Here is a 17,729-nt window from a genome sequence, read left to right on the forward strand (position 1 = left end):
TCACCACAAGAACCACAAGGAGCAAGACGCCATGACCGTGAAGATTTTCGATACCCCCGAGGTGCAGGACTTCCTCAAGACCGTCGCCGGCTTCGAGCAGGAGGGCGGCAGCGACCGCGCCAAGCAGATCGTCCATCGCCTGCTTGCCGACCTCTACAAGCTGATCGATGACTTCGACATCACTCCGGAGGAGTTCTGGTCGACCGTCAGCCTGATGAACGCCCTGGGCCAGGGCAGCCAGTTCGGCCTGCTGGCCCCGGGCCTGGGCTTCGATCACTACCTGGACATGCGCATGGATGCCGAGGACGAGGCCCGCGGCCTGACCGGCGGCACCCCGCGCACCATCGAGGGGCCCCTCTATGTGGCCGGCGCCCCGGAGGTCGAAGGCACCGCTCGCATGGATGACGGCAGCGACACCGACAGCGAGGTGATGTGGCTGACCGGCCAGGTACGCGACCTGGAGGGCAAGCCGGTGCCCGGCGCCCGGGTGGAGATCTGGCACGCCAACGCCAAGGGCGGCTACTCCCACTTCGATCCGTCCCAGTCCGAGTACAACCTGCGCCGCACCATCATCACCGATGATGAAGGCCGCTACCGGGCCCGCAGCATCATCCCCTCCGGCTACGGGGTGCCGGCGGGCAGCCCCACCGATCAGGTGCTCAAGGCCCTGGGCCGTCATGGCCAGCGTCCGGCGCATATCCACTATTTCATCTCGGCGCCGGGCCACAAGCACCTGACCACCCAGATCAACCTGGCCGGCGATCCCTACACCTGGGACGACTTCGCCTTCGCCACCCGTGAGGAACTGCTGGTGGAGGGGCAGGCGATTAGCGACCCCGCCGAGGCCAAGGCGCGGGGCCTGGAAGGCCCCTTCACCGAGGTGGTCTTCGATATCACCCTGGCCAGGACCGAGGCCCCGGAGCTGCAGACCCGCCACAAGCGCCCCCGGGCCCTGGAAGAGGCCGCCGGTTAAGGCTCGCCTTCGTTACATGACCGGCGCCCTTCGGGGCGCCGGCTCTCCCTCCAATAACGACAACAAGGATTTTCCCATGAGATACCGCAACTGGCTGGCCGCGGCGTTGGCCCTGGGGGGCGCGGCATTCGCTACCCAAGCCTCGGCGGCCAATGGCCATTACGTCCCCGGCGTCGAAGGGTTGAACGGTCCCGTGGTGCCGCCCCCGGGGCTCTACTATCGGGGCTATCTGGCCCACTACCGCATCGACAGCCTGCGTGATGGCGGCGGCGACGCCGCCCCGGGACGCAACCGCGGCGAGGTGACCGCCCTGGTCAATCGCCTGGTGTGGATCACCGATCGTCAGTTCCTGGGTGCCGACTATGGCATCGAGGCGATCCTGCCTCTGGTGGATGCCTCGCTGCGCTTCGGTGGCGTCGGCCTCAATGACAGCGACAGTGGCCTGGGCGATCTCTTCCTCAGCCCATTGGTGCTGGGTTGGCACGGCGAGCGTTGGGACGCGGTCTTCGCCGCCGGCCAGTGGTTCGATACCGGCGACTTCGCCGCCGACCGCCCCGCCTCCCCGGGCAAGGGCTTCGACAGCACCATGCTGACCCTGGGCGGTGCCTGGCACCTCGACGAGGCGCGGCGCTGGACGGTCTCGGCGCTGAGTCGCTACGAGACTCATGGTCGCCAGAGCGGCAGCGGCGTTACCCCCGGCGATAGCCTGGTGGTGGAGTGGGGTCTGGGCCATCGCCTCGACAGCGGCCTGACCCTGGGGCTGGTGGGCTACGACGCCTGGCAGCTGGAACGCGACAGCGGAGCGGCCGCCTCCGGCGACAAGGCCGAGCAGCATGCCATCGGCGTGGAGGCGGGGGTCTTCTGGCCGGCCCTGGGGCTGGGCCTCAATGGCGCCTTCTATCACGAGTATGACAACCGGGCGGCGCCCCAGGGTGACCTGCTGCGGCTGACCCTCACCCAGGCTTTTTAAAAAAACCTCTCCCCCTGGCTCGCCCCGGGCTGACTCTGCGTCACGCCCGGGGCGCGGCCGTGCCTGGGCTCTGCTACCATCGGCCTCAAACAGCGATCGCTCATCGATGGAAGACGGCAGATGAAACCGGGACACCGCGGCTGGCGCCACCTGATCCACTCCACCCACTACTCCCTCAAGGGCCTCAAGGCCGCCTTTCGTAACGAGGCGGCCTTCCGCCAGGAGCTGGGGCTCTGCCTGGTGCTGCTGCCCCTGGCGATCTGGCTCGGCCGGGGCCCGGTGGAGTGGATCCTGCTGGTGGGCAGCTGCCTGCTGGTGCTGATCGTCGAGCTACTCAACAGCGCCATCGAGAGCGTGGTGGATCGTATCGGGCCCGAGCGCCACGAGCTCTCCGGGCGCGCCAAGGACATCGGCTCGGCGGCGGTGATGCTGGCGCTGCTGCTGGCCGGCCTGACCTGGGCGCTGATCGCCTGGCAGCGCTTCTTCGCCTGAGCGCTCCCTTCGCTATGCTGAAGCCAACGACCCCGAGGAGAGGCCCATGGCGCTGCCGACTGGTTTCCTGCCCCTGACCGAGATTCCCGAGCCCCTGCGCGGCCCCCTGGGCCAGGCCGAGCAGCGCCTGGACGAGGCCCTGGCCCAGGCCGATAGCCTGGCCGAGATGACCGGCCGCGACTCCCCCCTGGAGGACTGGCTGGCACTGCCCGAGGCGTGCCGCGAGCAGCTGGCCCGGGTGGTGGCGATCTCCGACTTCGCCCTGGAGACCCTGGTGCGCTACCCCCAATGGCTGCTGCACCTGGAGGCCAACGGCGAGCTGGAGAGTGCCCCGGAGCCGGCCCTGCTGGAGGCCTGGCTGGGCGAGGCCCTGGAGGCCGCCGAGGACGAGTCGACCATGCAGTCGGCACTGCGGCGCTTCCGCCGGGCACGCATGCTGGGCATCGTCTGGCGTGACCTGATCCGTCCCCCGGGCACCGACATGTGGGCCACGGCGGCGGCGGTGTCGCGGCTGGCGGAGGTCTGCCTGGAGGGGGCCCTGGGCTGGCTGGAGGCCCACTATGCGCCACGCTGGGGGCTGCCCGCGCCGCGCCCCGGCGAGGAATCCCCCCAGCGCCTGGTGGTGCTGGGCATGGGCAAGCTGGGCGCCGGCGAGCTCAACCTCTCCTCGGATATCGACCTGATCTTCGCCTTCCCGGAGAAGGGGGGCACCCGGGGCGGGCGCCGCGAGCTGGATCACCAGGAGTACTTCACCAAGCTGGGCCAGAAGCTGATCGGCGCCCTGGATGCGGTGACCGGCGATGGCTTCGCCTTCCGCGTCGACATGCGCCTGCGGCCCCTGGGCGATGGCGGCCCCCTGGTGGGCAGCTTCGCCATGCTGGCCAGCTACTACCAGGACCAGGGCCGCGAATGGGAGCGCTACGCCATGCTCAAGGCGCGTCCGGTGGCCGGCGACCGCGAGGCCGGCGACGAGCTGCTGGCCGGCCTGCGCCCCTTCGTCTATCGCAAGTACCTGGATTTCGGCGCCATCGAGTCGCTGCGCGAGATGAAGGGGATGATCAATCGTGAGGTCAAGCGCCGCGGCATGGACGACAACATCAAGCTGGGCAGCGGCGGCATCCGCGAGGTGGAGTTCGTGGTCCAGGCCTTCCAGCTGATTCGCGGCGGTCGCGACACCGAGCTCCAGGTGACCTCCCTGAAGAGCGCCTTGGCGCGGCTGCCGGATCTCGGCCTGCTGCCCCAGGCGGTGGTCGACGAGCTGACCCCGGACTACGTCTTCCTGCGCGACCTGGAGCACGCCCTCCAGGGGCTGGAGGATCGCCAGACCCAGGCCCTGCCCGACAACGACCCGGACCGGGAACGCATCGCCCTGGCCCTCAACATGGCCGACTGGCCGGCGGTGATGGCGCGCCTCGACGAGGTACGCGGCCGGGTGCGCCAGCACTTCGATGCGGTGATCGCCGATCCGGAGGAGGAGCGCGAGGAGATCAGCGCCCCCCATCGTGAGGGCGCCGAGGTGGGGCTGGACGAATGGCGTGCCCTGTGGCGCGGCGAGCTGGAGGCCGAGGAGGCCGCCGAGCTGCTGGGGCGGGCCGGCTTCGTCGAGGCCGATACCGCGGCCCGGCGCCTGGAGGGCCTGCGCCACTCCCGGGCGGTCAAGGGCATGCAGCGCATCGGCTTCGAGCGCCTGGATGCCCTGATGCCGCTGATGCTGGATGCCGCCGCCGGCAGCGAGTTGCCGGATCGCGCCCTGGAGCGCACCCTGCCGCTGATCGAATCGGTGCTGCGGCGCACCGCCTACCTGGCGTTGCTGCGCGAGAATCCCGAGGCCCTGGATCACCTGATGCGCCTGGTGGGGGCCAGCCCCTGGGTGGCCGACCAGTTGGCCCGCCACCCCATTTTGCTCGATGAGCTGCTCACCCCCGGCACCCTCTATACCCCGGCGGACAAGGAGCGCCTCGCCGACGAGCTGCGCCAGACCCTGGCGCGGATTCCCGAGGAGGACGAGGAGGCCCAACTGGAAGCGCTGCGCATCTTCAAGCATGCCCAGGTGCTGCATGTGGCGGCCTCGGATATCGCCGGCACCCGGGCGCTGATGAAGGTCAGCGACTACCTCACCTTTATCGCCGAGGTGGTGCTGGAGCAGGTGCTGGCCATGGCCTGGAAGCACCTGGTACGCAAGCATGGCCGTCCCCAGCGCCGTGACGGCGTGGAAGGGGAGAGCGACTTCATCATCGTCGGCTACGGCAAGCTGGGCGGCATCGAGCTGGGCTACGGTTCGGACCTCGACCTGGTGTTTATCCATGATGCCGCCTCCCAGGGCAGCACCGACGGCCCCAGGCCCATCGACAACCCGGTCTTCTTCACTCGCCTGGGCCAGCGCATCATCCACCTGCTCACCGCCGTGACCCCCGCCGGCGCCCTCTATGAGGTGGACATGCGGCTGCGTCCCTCCGGCAACTCGGGGCTTTTGGTCACCACCCTGGAGGCCTTCGCCGACTACCAGCGCCGCGAGGCCTGGACCTGGGAGCATCAGGCCCTGGTGCGGGCCCGGGTGGTGGCCGGCGATCCGGCCCTGGCCGAGCGCTTCGAGATGGTGCGCCGCGAGGTGCTGGGCGCGAAGCGCGACCTTGCGGCGCTGCGCGACGAGGTGGTGAAGATGCGCCACAAGATGCGCGATCACCTGGCCAGCCGCCCCGGCGACGACCAGTTCGACCTCAAGCAGGACCCGGGCGGCATGGTGGATATCGAGTTCCTCTGCCAGTACGCGGTGCTCTCCATGGCCCACTATGCCCCCCAGCTGCTGGAGTGGAGCGACAACATGCGCCTGCTCGAGACCCTGGAGGCCGGCGGTCTGCTCCCCGCCGAGGAGTGCCGGGGGCTGCGCGAGGCCTACCTGGCCTACCGGGACGCCGTGCATCGCGCCGCCCTGGCCAATCAGCCCAGGGCGGTGGGCGCCGAGGCGTTCCAGGAACACCGCGCCCTGGTCACCCGCCTCTGGCAGCGACTGCTGGAGCCCTGAGGTTTCCCTCTCCTCGCCGTTCTAGGCCTTGATGTATATCAAGGCCTAGAACGGGTCGGCATGACATCCTGTTTTTCTCATCTACCCTGAGGGGCAGGCCGCGGCGTTTTGCCGCGGCCGGTCCGCCACGGCATCGATCGGGGGGATGAGTCGACCCAGGGGTGTCATATGGACGAGCGAGGCGACATGGAGAACGAGGCGGCGTCGCGCAAGCGCCAGGAGATCAAGCTGTTCCTGTTCCTCACCGTGCTGCTGTTTCCGCTGCTGGCGGTGGCGGTGGTGGGCGGCTACGGCTTCGCGGTGTGGATCTTCCAGATGTTCGCCGGACCGCCGGGGCCGCCGGCGTGAGCCGCACTGGTGCCTCCCGGCGCGGCCACGATCCGGCCCGACGCCGCTGGTTTCGCACCCTCGCCGGTGGCGGCGAGGTGCGCCGCCCGCCCTGGAGCGGCGATGACTTCCTCGACGCCTGCACCGGCTGCGGCGCCTGCCTGGCGGCCTGCCCGGAAGACGTGCTGCACCGTGGCGGTGGCGACTATCCGGAGCTGCGCCTCGATACCAGGGGCTGCACCCTCTGTGGCGCCTGCGTCGAGGCCTGCGAGGCGCCGGTCTTCGATCGTGCCCGTCCCGCCTTCCCCTGGCGGGCCGAGCTTGGCCCCGATTGCCTGGCCCTGGCCGGTGTTCACTGCCAGAGCTGCCAGGAGGCCTGCGAGGCGCGGGCCATCCGCTTCACCCCCACCCTCGGCGGTCCGCCCCGTCCCCATCTCGAGAGCGACGCCTGCACCGGCTGTGGCGCCTGCCTGCCGGTCTGCCCCAGCGGCGCCATCACCCTGAGCGAGGAGGTCCCCGATGCGTGATCCCGGCAGCGATAACGCCCTGCATATCGCCAGCCTGCTGGTACAGGCACGCCCCCAGCGGCTCGCCGAGGTGGCCGCCTGGCTGGGTCGCCAGCCCGGCGTCGAGCTGGGTGCCGAGGATCCCGCCGGCAAGCTGGTGGTGGTGGTCGAGAGCGAGGCGGAGGCGGCGATCCTGGGATTGATCGATGCCCTCCAGCAGCGCCCGGAGGTGCTGGGGGCGGCCCTGATCTATCACCAGGTGCTCGATGCCGCCGACGCCGATCAGCCCCAGAAGAGCCAGCCATGCCTTTGATCCGACCAGCCCGACGCCAGTTCGCCCAGGCCATTGCCGCCGGCACGACAACACCCCAGGAGACCCCGCCATGCTTCTGACCCGACGCCAGTTCGCCAAGGCCAATGCCCTGGCCGTCGCCGCCGCCAGCGCCGGCATGGCGGTGCCGGCCGGCGCCAGCAACCTGATCACCAACGCCGAGCTGACCCGTATTCGCTGGGACAAGGCCCCCTGCCGCTTCTGTGGCGTGGGCTGCAGCGTCATGGTGGGTACCTATGACGGGCGCATCGTGGCCACCCACGGCGATAACCAGTCGGAGGTCAATCGTGGCCTCAACTGCGTCAAGGGCTACTTCCTGTCGAAGATCCTCTACGGCGAGGATCGCCTGACCCAGCCGCTGCTGCGCAAGCGCGACGGGGTCTATGACAAGCAGGGGGAGTTCACGCCGGTCTCCTGGGACGAGGCCCTGGACCTGATGGCCGAGAAGTTCACCAGCGCCATCCGCGACCATGGCCCCGAGAGCGTGGCGCTGTTCGGCTCCGGCCAGTGGACCATCTGGGAGGGCTACGCGGCCAGCAAGCTGTTCAAGGCGGGGCTGCGCACCAACAACATCGACCCCAATGCCCGCCACTGCATGGCCTCGGCGGTCTATGCCTTCATGCGCGCCTTCGGCTCCGACGAGCCCATGGGGGTCTACGACGACATCGAGCACGCCGACGCCTTCGTGCTCTGGGGCTCCAACATGGCCGAGATGCACCCGGTGCTCTGGACCCGGGTCACCGACCGGCGCCTCTCCCACCCCGAGACCCGGGTGGCGGTGCTCTCCACCTACGAGCACCGCAGCTTCGACCTGGCCGACCTGCCGCTGGTGATGACCCCCAATGCGGATGTGGTGATCCTCAACTACATCGCCAACCATATTATCCAGACGGGGCGCGTGAACCGGGCATTCGTCGATGACCACGTGGGCTTCGCCCGGGCCGTGGACGATATCGGCTATGGCCTGCGCGACGAGGACCCCCGCCAGCAGGCGGCCAGCAACGCCGCGGACCCCAACCGCTGGAGCGAGATGAGCTTCGACGAGTTCGCCGAGCACGTCGCCGACTTCACCCTGGCCCGGGCGGCCCGGGAGTCCGGGCTTCCCGAGCATCGCCTGGAGGCCCTCGCCGAGCTCTACGCCGACCCGGACACCAAGGTGATGACCTTCTGGACCATGGGCGTCAACCAGCACACCCGGGGCGTCTGGGTGAACAACCTGATCTACAACCTGCACCTGCTCACCGGCAAGATCGCCGAGCCCGGCAACAGCCCCTTCTCGCTGACCGGCCAGCCCTCGGCCTGCGGCACCGCCCGGGAGGTGGGCACCTTCGCCCACCGCCTGCCCGCCGATCGGGTGGTCACCAACCCGGAGCACCGCCGCGACGCCGAACGCATCTGGCAGCTGCCCGAGGGCACCATTCCCGAGCGGGTCGGCTTCCACGCCGTGGAGCAGAGTCGCCGGCTCAAGGACGGCGACATCAAGGTCTACTGGACCCAGGTCTGCAACAATATCCAGGCCGGCCCCAACACCCAGCAGGAGACCCTGCCCGGCTGGCGCCACCCCGAGGCCTTCGTGATCGTCTCGGACATCTACCCCACCGCCTCGGCCCAGGCCGCCGACCTGATCCTGCCCTCCGCCTCCTGGGTGGAGAAGGAGGGCGCTTTCGGCAACTCCGAGCGGCGCACCCAGTTCTTCCACCAACTGGTGGAGGCCCCCGGCGAGGCCCGCTCCGATCTCTGGCAACTGGTGGAGCTCTCTCGGCGGATCCGCATTGCCGACGTCTGGCCCGACGAGCTGCTCGACGCGGCCCCGGAACGTCGCGACCAGACCCTCTTCGAGCTGCTCTACGCCAATGGCCAGGTGGATCGCTATCCGCTGGAGGAGGTCGAGGCGGGCTATGCCAATCAGGAGGCGGAGGCCTTCGGCTTCTATCTCCAGAAGGGGCTCTTCGAGGAGTACGCCCGCTTCGGTCGCGGCAAGGGCAAGGACCTGGCCGACTTCGATGTCTACCACCAGACCCGAGGCCTGCGCTGGCCGGTGGTCGATGGCCGGGAGACCCGCTGGCGCTACCGGGAGGGGCATGACCCCTACGTGGAGGCGGGCCGTGGGGTGCAGTTCTACGCCAAGCCCGACGACCGGGCGTTGATCTTCGCCGTGCCCGACGAGCCGGCCCCCGAGACCCCCGACGACGACTACCCCTTCTGGCTCTGCACCGGGCGGGTGCTGGAGCACTGGCACACCGGTTCCATGACCCGGCGGGTGCCGGAGCTGCACCGGGCGGTGCCCGAGGCGCTGCTCTACTTGCACCCGGAGGATGCCCGGGCCCAGGGCATCCGCCGCGGCAGCGAGGTCAAGGTGGTCAGCCGCCGCGGCGAGCTGCGCCTGCGCGCCGAGACCCGCGGCCGGGTGCGCCCGCCCCGGGGCCTGGTCTATGTGCCCTTCTTCGACGCCAACCGCCTGATCAACGCCCTGACCCTGGATGCCACCGATCCCATCTCCAAGCAGACGGACTTCAAGAAGTGCGCGGTGCGTCTGGAACTGATCAGCCTGGCCTGAGCCCCGGCAAGGAGCCTACCGATGACACGCCTAGCCCTCTGTTGCCTGCTGCTGCTCCTGGCCCTGCCGGGGGTGGCGAACGAGGCCCTCGACGCCCCGGCCCCGGACGGCCTGCGCCCCGGCGGCACCTTGAGCCAGAGCCTGCCGGCCCCGCCCATGGCCGGCGAGCCCCGGGCCGGCGGTCGCGAGGTGCTCAACTATCCGGAGCAGCCGCCGGTGATTCCCCACACCATCCGCGACTACCAGGTGGACCGGCGCAGCAACCGCTGCCTGACCTGCCATAGCCGCGAGAACGCCGTGACCGCCGGCGCCCCCATGGTCAGCATCACCCACTTCATGGATCGCGATAAGCAGGTGCGGGCGGCGGTCTCCCCGGATCGCTACTTCTGCACCCAGTGCCATGTGCCCCAGACCGACGCCGCGCCCCTGGTGAACAACACCTTCCGCACCGTGGACCAGGTGCTCGGCGAGGCGCTGGAGCGCGAGGGAGGTGCGCCATGAAGTGGCTGGCCCGCTACTGGCGCCTGCTGCGCCAGCCCAGTGCCCACCTCAGCCTGGGGCTGCTGACCCTGGGCGGCTTTATCGCCGGGGTGCTCTTCTGGGGCGGCTTCAATACCGCCGTGGAGGCCACCAATACCCAGCAGTTCTGCGTCTCCTGTCACGAGATGGAGCGCAACCCGCTGCGCGAGATGCAGGGCACCATCCACTACAGCAACCGCTCCGGGGTGCGCGCCCAGTGCGCCGATTGCCATGTGCCCCACGACTGGACCCACAAGATGGCGCGCAAGATGGAGGCCTCCAAGGAGGTGTGGGGTTGGCTGTTCGGCTCGATTCGCACCGAGGAGCAGTTCGAGGACAAGCGCCGCGAGCTGGCCGAGCGGGAGTGGGCGCGGCTGCGCGCCAACGACTCCCTGGAGTGCCGCAACTGCCACGAGTTCGAGCACATGGACTTCACCCAGCAGAGCCCCCGGGCCGCCCGCGCCCACTCCACTACCCTGGCCAGCGGCGAGGCCACCTGCATCGACTGCCACCAGGGCATCGCCCATGAGCTGCCGGAGATGGGGCCGCACTTTGGCAGCGGGGGCAGCGGCCTGGCGAGCTTCGAGTCCTGGGCCGCCCACCTGGCGCGGGAGCCCGCCGGGCCGCCGTCGACGCCCTGACGGGCATCTGGGAAGATAGGGGTTTCCACGTTTTCCGGAGCTCCCGATGAGTCAGCGCAAGGTACTGGTACTGCACGGCCCCAACCTCAACCTGCTGGGCACCCGCCAGCCGGAGATCTATGGCCATGAGACCCTGGCGGATATCGACAACGCCCTGCGCCAGCAGGCGCTGATGGCGGGCTGGGAGATCGCCAGCCGGCAGAGCAATCACGAGGGCGAGCTGATCGACGCCATTCACGCCGCGCGCCTGGACGGCACCGCCGCCATCATCATCAACCCTGCCGCCTATACCCACACCTCGGTGGCCATCCTCGACGCCCTCAACGCCTTCGAGGGGCGGGTGATCGAGGTGCACCTCTCCAACGTCCACCAGCGCGAGGCGTTCCGCCACCACTCCTATGTCTCCCTGCGCGCCGACGGGGTGATCGCGGGTCTCGGTAGCCGTGGTTATGCCCTGGCCCTCGAAGCGGTGATCCAGGACGCCGAGTGATACCGCTATACCTTGGTCGTATCTCGTCCCTGGCGCTGGCCCGGGGGCGTTCGACCCGAGCATGACTAATCGCCTGAAAAGTCGACACTCTATCCAACGATTCCAGCAAGGGAGGCCTAGCCTCCCTTTTTTGTGCGCGCCTTTCGGGGTTTGACGGCGGTGGCGTTCGGGGGTAATTTTGTTCGTATAAAGAATTGATGTTCGCTATTCGAACTTGTCGAGAGCCACCGCCAGGAGGAGATCCCATGGCCGAGTTCCTGAGCCTGCATGATGCGGTCGCGCGCTACGTCGAAGACGGCGCCACCGTAGCCATGGAGGGCTTTACCCACCTGATTCCCTTCGCCGCGGGCCACGAAGTGATCCGCCAGGGCAAGCGCGACCTGACCCTGATTCGCATGACCCCGGACCTGGTCTATGACCAGTTGATCGGCGCCGGCTGCGCCAAGAAGGTGATCTTCTCCTGGGGCGGCAACCCCGGCGTGGGCTCCCTGCACCGCCTGCGCGATGCGGTAGAGAAGGGCTGGCCGCGCCAGGTCGAGATCCTCGAGCATAGCCATGCCGCCATGGCCTGCGCCTTCGAGGCCGGCGCGGCGGGCCTGCCGCTGGCGGTGCTGCGCGGCTACGTGGGCAGCGAGCTGCCCAGCGTCAACGACCAGATCAAGTTCATCGCGTGCCCCTTCACCGGTGAGCGCCTGGCGGCGGTGCCCGCGGTGCGCCCGGACGTCTCCATCGTCCACGCCCAGAAGGCCGACCGGGCCGGCAACGTGCTGGTGGAGGGCATCGTCGGGGTGCAGAAGGAGGCGGTGCTGGCGGCCAAGCAGAGCATCGTCACCGTCGAGGAGATCGTCGAGGACCTGCGCAGCGAGCCGGGCTACCACCCCAACGCCTGCATCATTCCCGGCTGGGCGATCAGCGCCATCGCCGTGGCCGAGAAGGGCTCGCTGCCCTCCTATGCCCATGGCTACTACCCGCGCAACAACGCCTTCTACAAGGAGTGGGACGCCATCGCCCGGGATCGCGACGCCTTCACGGCCTGGATCGAAGAGAACGTCATGAATGCAGGGGGGAACGCCCGATGAGCCTCGATTACACCTCCGCGGAGATGATGACCGTCACCGCCGCCCGCGCCCTGGACAATGGCATGACCTGCTTCGTCGGCATCGGCCTGCCCAGTGAAGCCGCCAACCTGGCGCGCCTGACCCATGCCCCGGACGTGGTGCTGATCTACGAATCTGGCACCCTGCAGACCCAGCCCGACGTACTGCCCCTCTCCATCGGTGACGGCGAGCTGGCCGAAACGGCGCTCACCACCGTGGCGGTACCGGAGATGTTCCGCTACTGGCTGCAGGGCGGGAAGATCGACGTGGGCTTCCTGGGTACCGCCCAGATCGACCGCTACTGCAACCTCAACACCACCCTGATCGGCGACTACCGGGAGCCCAAGGTGCGCCTGCCGGGGGGCGGCGGGGCACCGGAGATCGCGACCAACGCCGGCGAGGTCTTCATCACCCTGAAGCACTCCAAGCGGGCCTTCGTCGACAAGGTCGACTTCGTCACCACCCTGGGCTTCGGCCGCGACGGCAAGGGCCGGGACGGTGTGCCCAATATCGGCAAGGGGCCGACCCGGGTGATCACCGACCTGTGCGTGATGAAACCGGACCCCGAGACCAAGGAGCTGGTGGTGGTGTCGCTGCATCCGGGCGTGACCCGCGAGGACGTGATCGAGGCCACCGGCTGGGAGCTTCGCTTCGCCGAGACCCTGGAGCGCACCCCGGAGCCTTCGGCCCGCGAGCTCGAGATCCTGCGGGATCTCAAGGACCGCACCGCCCGTGCCCATAGCGGCCAGTAAGCCGAGCAGGAGAGTCATATGACCGACGTTTATCTCTGTCATCCGCGGCGCAGCGCCATCGGCCGCTTCGGCGGCACCCTGTCCGGCGTGCGCCCCGATGACCTGGCCGCCAGCCTCTTCAAGGCAGTACTCAATGATGCCCCGAGCCTCGACCCGGCGGCCATCGAGGAGGTCTTTATGGGCTGCGCCAACCAGGCCGGCGAAGACAACCGCAGCGTGGCGCGCATGTCGCTGCTGCTGGCCGGCATGCCGACCTCGGTGCCCGGCACCACCCTGAACCGCCTGTGCGGTTCCGGCATGGACGCGGTGGGCACCGCCTTCCGCGCCATCAAGGCCGGCGAGATGGAGTTGGCCCTGGCCGGCGGCGTGGAGTCCATGTCCCGGGCCCCCTATGTGATGGGCAAGGCCGACGGCGCCTTCTCCCGGGGGCAGCAGATCGAGGACACCACCATCGGCTGGCGTTTCATCAACCCGCGGATGAAAAAGATGTACGGCGTCGACTCCATGCCGGAGACCGCCGAGAACGTGGCCGAGCAGTTCAAGATCGCCCGGGAGGACCAGGACGCCTTCGCCCTGCGCTCCCAGCAGAAGGCCGCGGCGGCCCAGAAAGCCGGGCGCTTTGCCCTAGAGATCACCCCCATCGAGATCCCCCGGCGCAAGCAGGAACCGCTGATTTTCGATAAGGACGAGCACCCGCGGGAGACCACGCTGGAGAAGCTGGCCGGCCTGCCGACCCCCTTCCGGGATGGCGGCAGCGTCACCGCCGGCAACGCCTCCGGGGTCAACGACGGCGCCGCCGCCATGCTGGTGGCAAGCGCCGCGGCGGTGGAGAAGCATGGCCTCACCCCCATGGCGAAGATCCTCGGCATGGCCACCGCCGGCGTCGAGCCGCGTATCATGGGTTATGGGCCGGTACCCGCGGTGAAGAAACTGCTCGAGCGCACCGGGGTGTCGATGGACGAGATCGATGTCATCGAGCTCAACGAGGCCTTCGCCGCCCAGGCGCTCGCCTGCATGCGCGATCTGGGCCTCGACGACGATGACCCCCGGGTCAACCCCAACGGCGGCGCCATCGCCCTGGGCCACCCGCTGGGCATGTCCGGGGCGCGGCTGCTGCTGACCGCCGCCCATGAGCTGCAGCGCACCGGCAAGCGCTATGCCCTCTGCACCATGTGCGTGGGGGTAGGGCAGGGCATCGCCACCCTGATCGAGCGAGCCTGAGGGCTGCAGTCATCCACGGAGAGAGATCATGGCATTTCTGAACATCGAGGGCCGTAGCGTGGCCTACCGCCTGCTCGGCGCCACGGCCAACCCCCTGGTGGTGCTGGCCCACCCCCTGGGCATGAGCCAGGCGGTGTGGGACGACCTCCTGCCCATGCTGCTGCCCCGCTACCGGGTGCTGACCTGGGACCTGCCCGGCCATGGTGCCAGCCAGGCCTGGGGCGAGGGGGCCATCACGCCGACCGACCTGGCCGCCGAGGCCTTGGCCCTGGCCGATCATGCCGGCGCCGAGCGCTTCCACTTCGTCGGCACCTCCATCGGCGGGGTGGTCGGCCAGCAGTTGATCGCGGAGCATGCCGAGCGGCTCGCCTCCGCGACCCTGACCAATACCGGGGCGGTGATCGGTACCGCGGAGCTGTGGAGCACCCGCGCCGCTCGCGTGCGTGAGGAGGGCCTGGCGGCCATGAGCGGGGAGATCGTGCCACGCTGGTTCGCCCCCGCCTGCTTCGAGGCCAACCCGGCCCTCAAGCCCGGCTGGATGACCCAGATGGGCCGCGGCGACGACGAGGCCTACGCCAAGCTCTGCGAAATGCTCGGTGGCCACGCCTTTACCGGCAGGCTCGGCGGCGCCCTATCTCAGCATCCGGGCGTCAAGGTGCAACTGCTGGGCGGCAGCGAGGACCTGGCCACGCCACCGGCCACCCTGGAGGCATTGGCCAGTGAGCTCAATGGCGCGCCGCTCGCGATCCTCGACGGCGTCGGCCATGTGCCCTCCGTGGAGGTGCCGGAGCGCTTCGCCGAGATGCTGCTGGCCAGCCTCGACTAACGCCTTCCCCCTGGTGGCGCCGGCTGGCGCCACCCTTCCCCGGGCTCGCCACAGGCGGTGCCCGGGCTTTTCTGTGCCTTGCCGTCACGGATAGCGTCCGCTACGGCGGGTCTCCACCAGCACCTCGAGGAGGGCGTTGGCGGCCGGCATCCCCTCTGCAGATCCTCGGCATCGGCGCCTCCTTCTGGGCCCTGGTACTGGGGGTACTGGTCTCGCTGATCTTCGAGATCAAGGACTTCGAGTTCCTGCTGACCCGGCGTGAGCGGTCCGGCAAGCCCGCTTCCTGATAGTCTTGTCGTTCCCCCTTGTCCCGAGCCTTGCCGGCTCGGGCTTTTTTCCTTTGTCGTCCAGCCGAGAGGGACTTTGACTATGTCGCGCCTCAAGGATGTCTCGCTTCCCGCCCTCACCGCCGGCTTCGTGGCGGTGCTGATCTCCTACTCGGGCCCCCTGGCGATCTTCTTCCAGGCGGCCCAGAGCGCCGAGATCTCCAGCGCCATGATGACCTCCTGGGTCTGGGCCATCTCCCTAGGGGCCGCCGTCTCCGGCATCGGCCTCAGCCTGTGGCTGAAGGTGCCGGTGGTCACCGCCTGGTCGGCGCCGGGCACGGCGCTGCTGGTCACCCTCTTTCCGGGGCTCTCGCTGAACGAGGCGGTGGGCGCCTACCTCACCGCGGCGGTGCTGCTCTTCGTGATCGGCATCAGCGGCTCCTTCGACCGCATCGTCCGCGCCATCCCGCCGGGCATCGCCAGCGCCATGATGGCCGGCATCCTCTTCCAGTTCGGGGTCGGGGTCTTCGAGTCCCTGGCGGCGGTGCCGGCGCTGGCCATCGGCATGCTGGTCGCCTATCTGGTCTTCAAGCGCCTCAGCCCACGCTACAGCCTGGTACTGCTGCTGATCGTCGGCGTGGGGCTGGCGGTGGCGCTGGAGGGGGCGAGCCTCAGCGGCGTCTCGCTGCAACTGGCCGAGCCGCAGTTCATCCGTCCCGAGTGGACCTGGAACGCCACCCTGAGCCTGGCCCTCCCGCTGGTGCTGGTCAGTCTCACCGGCCAGTTCCTGCCCGGCATGGCGATCCTGCGTACTGCGGGCTACGACACCCCGGCCAGGCCGATCGTCACGGTGACCAGCCTGACCTCCTTCGCCACCGCCTTCTTCGGCGGCATCACCACCGTGGTGGCGGCCATCACCGCGGCGATCTGCACCGGCAAGGAGGCCCACGAGGATCCCGACAAGCGCTACGTGGCCGGGGTCGCCAACGGCGTCTTCTACCTGGTGGGGGCCTGCTTCGCCGGTACCATCGTGGCGCTCTTCACCTCGCTGCCGGGGGAGTTCGTGGCGGTGCTTGCCGGCCTGGCGCTGCTCGGCGCCATCACCAGCAATATCAGCGCCTTCGCCGCCCAGAAGGATCACCTGGAGGCCTCGGTGATCACCTTTGTCGCCACCGCCTCGGGAGTCAGCTTCCTGGGCCTGGGTGCCGCCTTCTGGGGCGTGGTGGTGGGAACCCTGGCCTACCAGTTGCTGCATGGCCGCTTCGGGGTCTCGCGGGGGCAGCGGATCAGGGAGTCCTGAGCTGCTTCTTTCGTCGTAGCCAGTAGCGTGACGAGGAGAGGGCCCTGTGGGGGAGTCAGCCCGGCAGGGCCCTTTCTATCGGCGGTGAGGCGGGCGTCACTACGTTTGGCATGACAAGGTGAAAAGGAATGTTGATAGATAAAAAGTCTAAATTCTAATTCTTGACCTGGTGGTATCCATTGGTTTTCTTGCGGTTTGCCTGGTGATTATTTCGTCGTTGGCGGGTGGTTTGGTCATGCCTGTAGGGGTATGGCCGTGCGACCAAAGGGTATTGGCAGGGGGCGGGGTAGCGTCCCAGAATGCTTGAAAAGTGTAGTTTTGCCGACGCCTCGCCGGGCTCGGTAAGCGCGGTGCCCCCGGACAAGGGGGAAAACAACGACAAAGAGAGAGGCCAGACCATGACCGTAAAGATCTTCGATACGCCCGACGTCCAGGATTTCCTCAAGGCCGTCGCCGGCCTCGATCAGGCCGGTGGCAACGAGCGCACCAAGCGGATCATGCACCGCCTGCTCTCCGACCTCTATCGCCTGATCGATGACTTCGACGTCACTCCGGAAGAGTTCTGGTCCAGCGTCAGCCTGCTCAACGCCCTGGGCGGCCAGACCCAGTTCGGCCTGCTCTCGCCGGGGCTCGGCTTCGACCACTACCTGGATATGCGTCAAGATGCGGCAGATGAAGCGGCTCGTCGCAGCGGCGGTACCCCGCGCACCATCGAGGGCCCGCTCTACGTGGCCGGCGCCCCGGAGGCCGAGGGCTTCGCGCGGATGGACGACGGCCTGGATAACGACGGCGAGACCATGTGGCTGACCGGCCAGGTACGCGATGTTGACGGCAACCCGATTCCCGGGGCCAAGGTGGAGATCTGGCACGCCGATTCCAAGGGCGGCTACTCCTTCTTCGACCCGACCCAGAGCGAGTACAACCTGCGCCGCACCATCTATGCGGACAGCGAGGGCCGCTACACCGCGCGCAGCATCATCCCGTCCGGCTACGGGGTGCCGGAAGGTGCCCCGACGGACCAGGTGCTCAAGGCCCTGGGGCGCCACGGCCAGCGCCCGGCGCATATTCACTACTTCATTTCGGCGCCGGGTCACCAGCACCTGACCACCCAGATCAACCTGGCCGGCGACCCCTATACCTACGACGACTTCGCCTTCGCCACCCGCGAGGAGCTGGTGGTGGAAGGCAAGCGTATCGAGGACGCCGCCGAGGCGGATCGGCGCGGCCTGGAGGGGGCCTTCGCCGAGGTGGTCTTCGATATCGAGCTGGCCAGGACCGAGAAACCCGAGCTGCAGGTGCGCCACGCCCGCCCCCGCGCCAAGGAAGACGCGCAGGATCAGGCGAGCCAGCTGGCCGGCACCGCCAGGGTCTGATTCCTGCACTATCCGGGTGCCCCGAGTCCCCGTCTGGCACGACAAGGGGGGCTGGAGCCTGGGGGG

The 17,729-nt window shown here is 68.8% G+C and carries 17 protein-coding genes; all 17 read left to right on the plus strand.

Going from position 1 to position 17,729, the window contains the following annotated elements; genetic code table 11:
* Positions 1-31 precede the first annotated feature (31 nt).
* The 17 genes from catA (IHD13_RS09880) to catA (IHD13_RS09960) all read left to right on the plus strand — a co-directional run bounded on the left by catA (IHD13_RS09880) (position 32) and on the right by catA (IHD13_RS09960) (position 17,663).
* Positions 32-973 (plus strand): catechol 1,2-dioxygenase, encoded by a 942-nt coding sequence (gene catA / locus IHD13_RS09880; protein WP_195860877.1) that lies wholly within the window; start codon positions 32-34, stop codon positions 971-973.
* Between the two features lie 76 nt (positions 974-1,049).
* Complete coding sequence (locus IHD13_RS09885; protein ID WP_195860878.1) at positions 1,050-1,943, plus strand: SphA family protein; 894 nt, start codon at positions 1,050-1,052, stop codon at positions 1,941-1,943.
* A gap of 120 nt (positions 1,944-2,063) precedes the next feature.
* Entirely contained in the window at positions 2,064-2,435 is a 372-nt protein-coding gene (locus IHD13_RS09890) for a diacylglycerol kinase (protein ID WP_195860879.1), read from the plus strand.
* 46 nt (positions 2,436-2,481) lie between these two features.
* Positions 2,482-5,457 carry a bifunctional [glutamate--ammonia ligase]-adenylyl-L-tyrosine phosphorylase/[glutamate--ammonia-ligase] adenylyltransferase gene (gene glnE / locus IHD13_RS09895; protein WP_195860880.1) on the plus strand — a complete coding sequence of 992 codons (2,976 nt, stop codon included), beginning with the start codon at positions 2,482-2,484 and terminating at the stop codon, positions 5,455-5,457.
* A 168-nt stretch (positions 5,458-5,625) separates the two neighbouring features.
* Positions 5,626-5,805 carry a periplasmic nitrate reductase, NapE protein gene (gene napE / locus IHD13_RS09900; RefSeq protein ID WP_442786568.1) on the plus strand — a complete coding sequence of 60 codons (180 nt, stop codon included), beginning with the start codon at positions 5,626-5,628 and terminating at the stop codon, positions 5,803-5,805.
* Positions 5,802-6,311: a ferredoxin-type protein NapF gene (gene napF / locus IHD13_RS09905; RefSeq protein WP_326838338.1), complete on the plus strand. Its 510-nt coding sequence runs from the start codon at positions 5,802-5,804 to the stop codon at positions 6,309-6,311. Before napE ends, napF begins: the two co-directional genes overlap by 4 nt.
* The gene (locus IHD13_RS09910; RefSeq protein ID WP_195860881.1) at positions 6,304-6,603 is read left to right on the plus strand and encodes a chaperone NapD; all 300 of its coding nucleotides are present in this window, start codon (positions 6,304-6,306) and stop codon (positions 6,601-6,603) included. Before napF ends, IHD13_RS09910 begins: the two co-directional genes overlap by 8 nt.
* Before the next feature lie 70 nt (positions 6,604-6,673).
* Positions 6,674-9,178 carry a nitrate reductase catalytic subunit NapA gene (gene napA / locus IHD13_RS09915; RefSeq protein WP_195860882.1) on the plus strand — a complete coding sequence of 835 codons (2,505 nt, stop codon included), beginning with the start codon at positions 6,674-6,676 and terminating at the stop codon, positions 9,176-9,178.
* A gap of 21 nt (positions 9,179-9,199) precedes the next feature.
* Positions 9,200-9,679 (plus strand): nitrate reductase cytochrome c-type subunit, encoded by a 480-nt coding sequence (locus tag IHD13_RS09920; protein WP_195860883.1) that lies wholly within the window; start codon positions 9,200-9,202, stop codon positions 9,677-9,679.
* Positions 9,676-10,338, plus strand: a complete 663-nt coding sequence (locus tag IHD13_RS09925; protein ID WP_195860884.1) for a NapC/NirT family cytochrome c — start codon at positions 9,676-9,678, stop codon at positions 10,336-10,338. The genes IHD13_RS09920 and IHD13_RS09925 overlap by 4 nt, the downstream gene beginning before the upstream one ends.
* Positions 10,339-10,384: 46 nt before the next feature.
* Entirely contained in the window at positions 10,385-10,828 is a 444-nt protein-coding gene (gene aroQ / locus IHD13_RS09930) for a type II 3-dehydroquinate dehydratase (protein WP_195860885.1), read from the plus strand.
* A gap of 245 nt (positions 10,829-11,073) precedes the next feature.
* Positions 11,074-11,907 carry a CoA transferase subunit A gene (locus IHD13_RS09935; RefSeq protein ID WP_195860886.1) on the plus strand — a complete coding sequence of 278 codons (834 nt, stop codon included), beginning with the start codon at positions 11,074-11,076 and terminating at the stop codon, positions 11,905-11,907.
* Entirely contained in the window at positions 11,904-12,677 is a 774-nt protein-coding gene (locus IHD13_RS09940; protein ID WP_195860887.1) for a CoA-transferase subunit beta, read from the plus strand. The genes IHD13_RS09935 and IHD13_RS09940 overlap by 4 nt, the downstream gene beginning before the upstream one ends.
* An 18-nt stretch (positions 12,678-12,695) precedes the next feature.
* Complete coding sequence (pcaF, locus tag IHD13_RS09945) at positions 12,696-13,898, plus strand: 3-oxoadipyl-CoA thiolase (protein ID WP_195860888.1); 1,203 nt, start codon at positions 12,696-12,698, stop codon at positions 13,896-13,898.
* Positions 13,899-13,926: 28 nt separating this feature from the next.
* Complete coding sequence (locus IHD13_RS09950; protein ID WP_195860889.1) at positions 13,927-14,724, plus strand: alpha/beta fold hydrolase; 798 nt, start codon at positions 13,927-13,929, stop codon at positions 14,722-14,724.
* A 369-nt stretch (positions 14,725-15,093) separates the two neighbouring features.
* The gene (locus IHD13_RS09955) at positions 15,094-16,290 is read left to right on the plus strand and encodes a benzoate/H(+) symporter BenE family transporter (RefSeq protein ID WP_195860890.1); all 1,197 of its coding nucleotides are present in this window, start codon (positions 15,094-15,096) and stop codon (positions 16,288-16,290) included.
* Positions 16,291-16,688: 398 nt separating this feature from the next.
* Entirely contained in the window at positions 16,689-17,663 is a 975-nt protein-coding gene (gene catA / locus IHD13_RS09960) for a catechol 1,2-dioxygenase (protein ID WP_195860891.1), read from the plus strand.
* The last annotated feature ends 66 nt before the right edge of the window (positions 17,664-17,729 follow it).

This window comes from Halomonas sp. 328, from assembly GCF_015645095.1.
Taxonomy (GTDB): domain Bacteria; phylum Pseudomonadota; class Gammaproteobacteria; order Pseudomonadales; family Halomonadaceae; genus Bisbaumannia.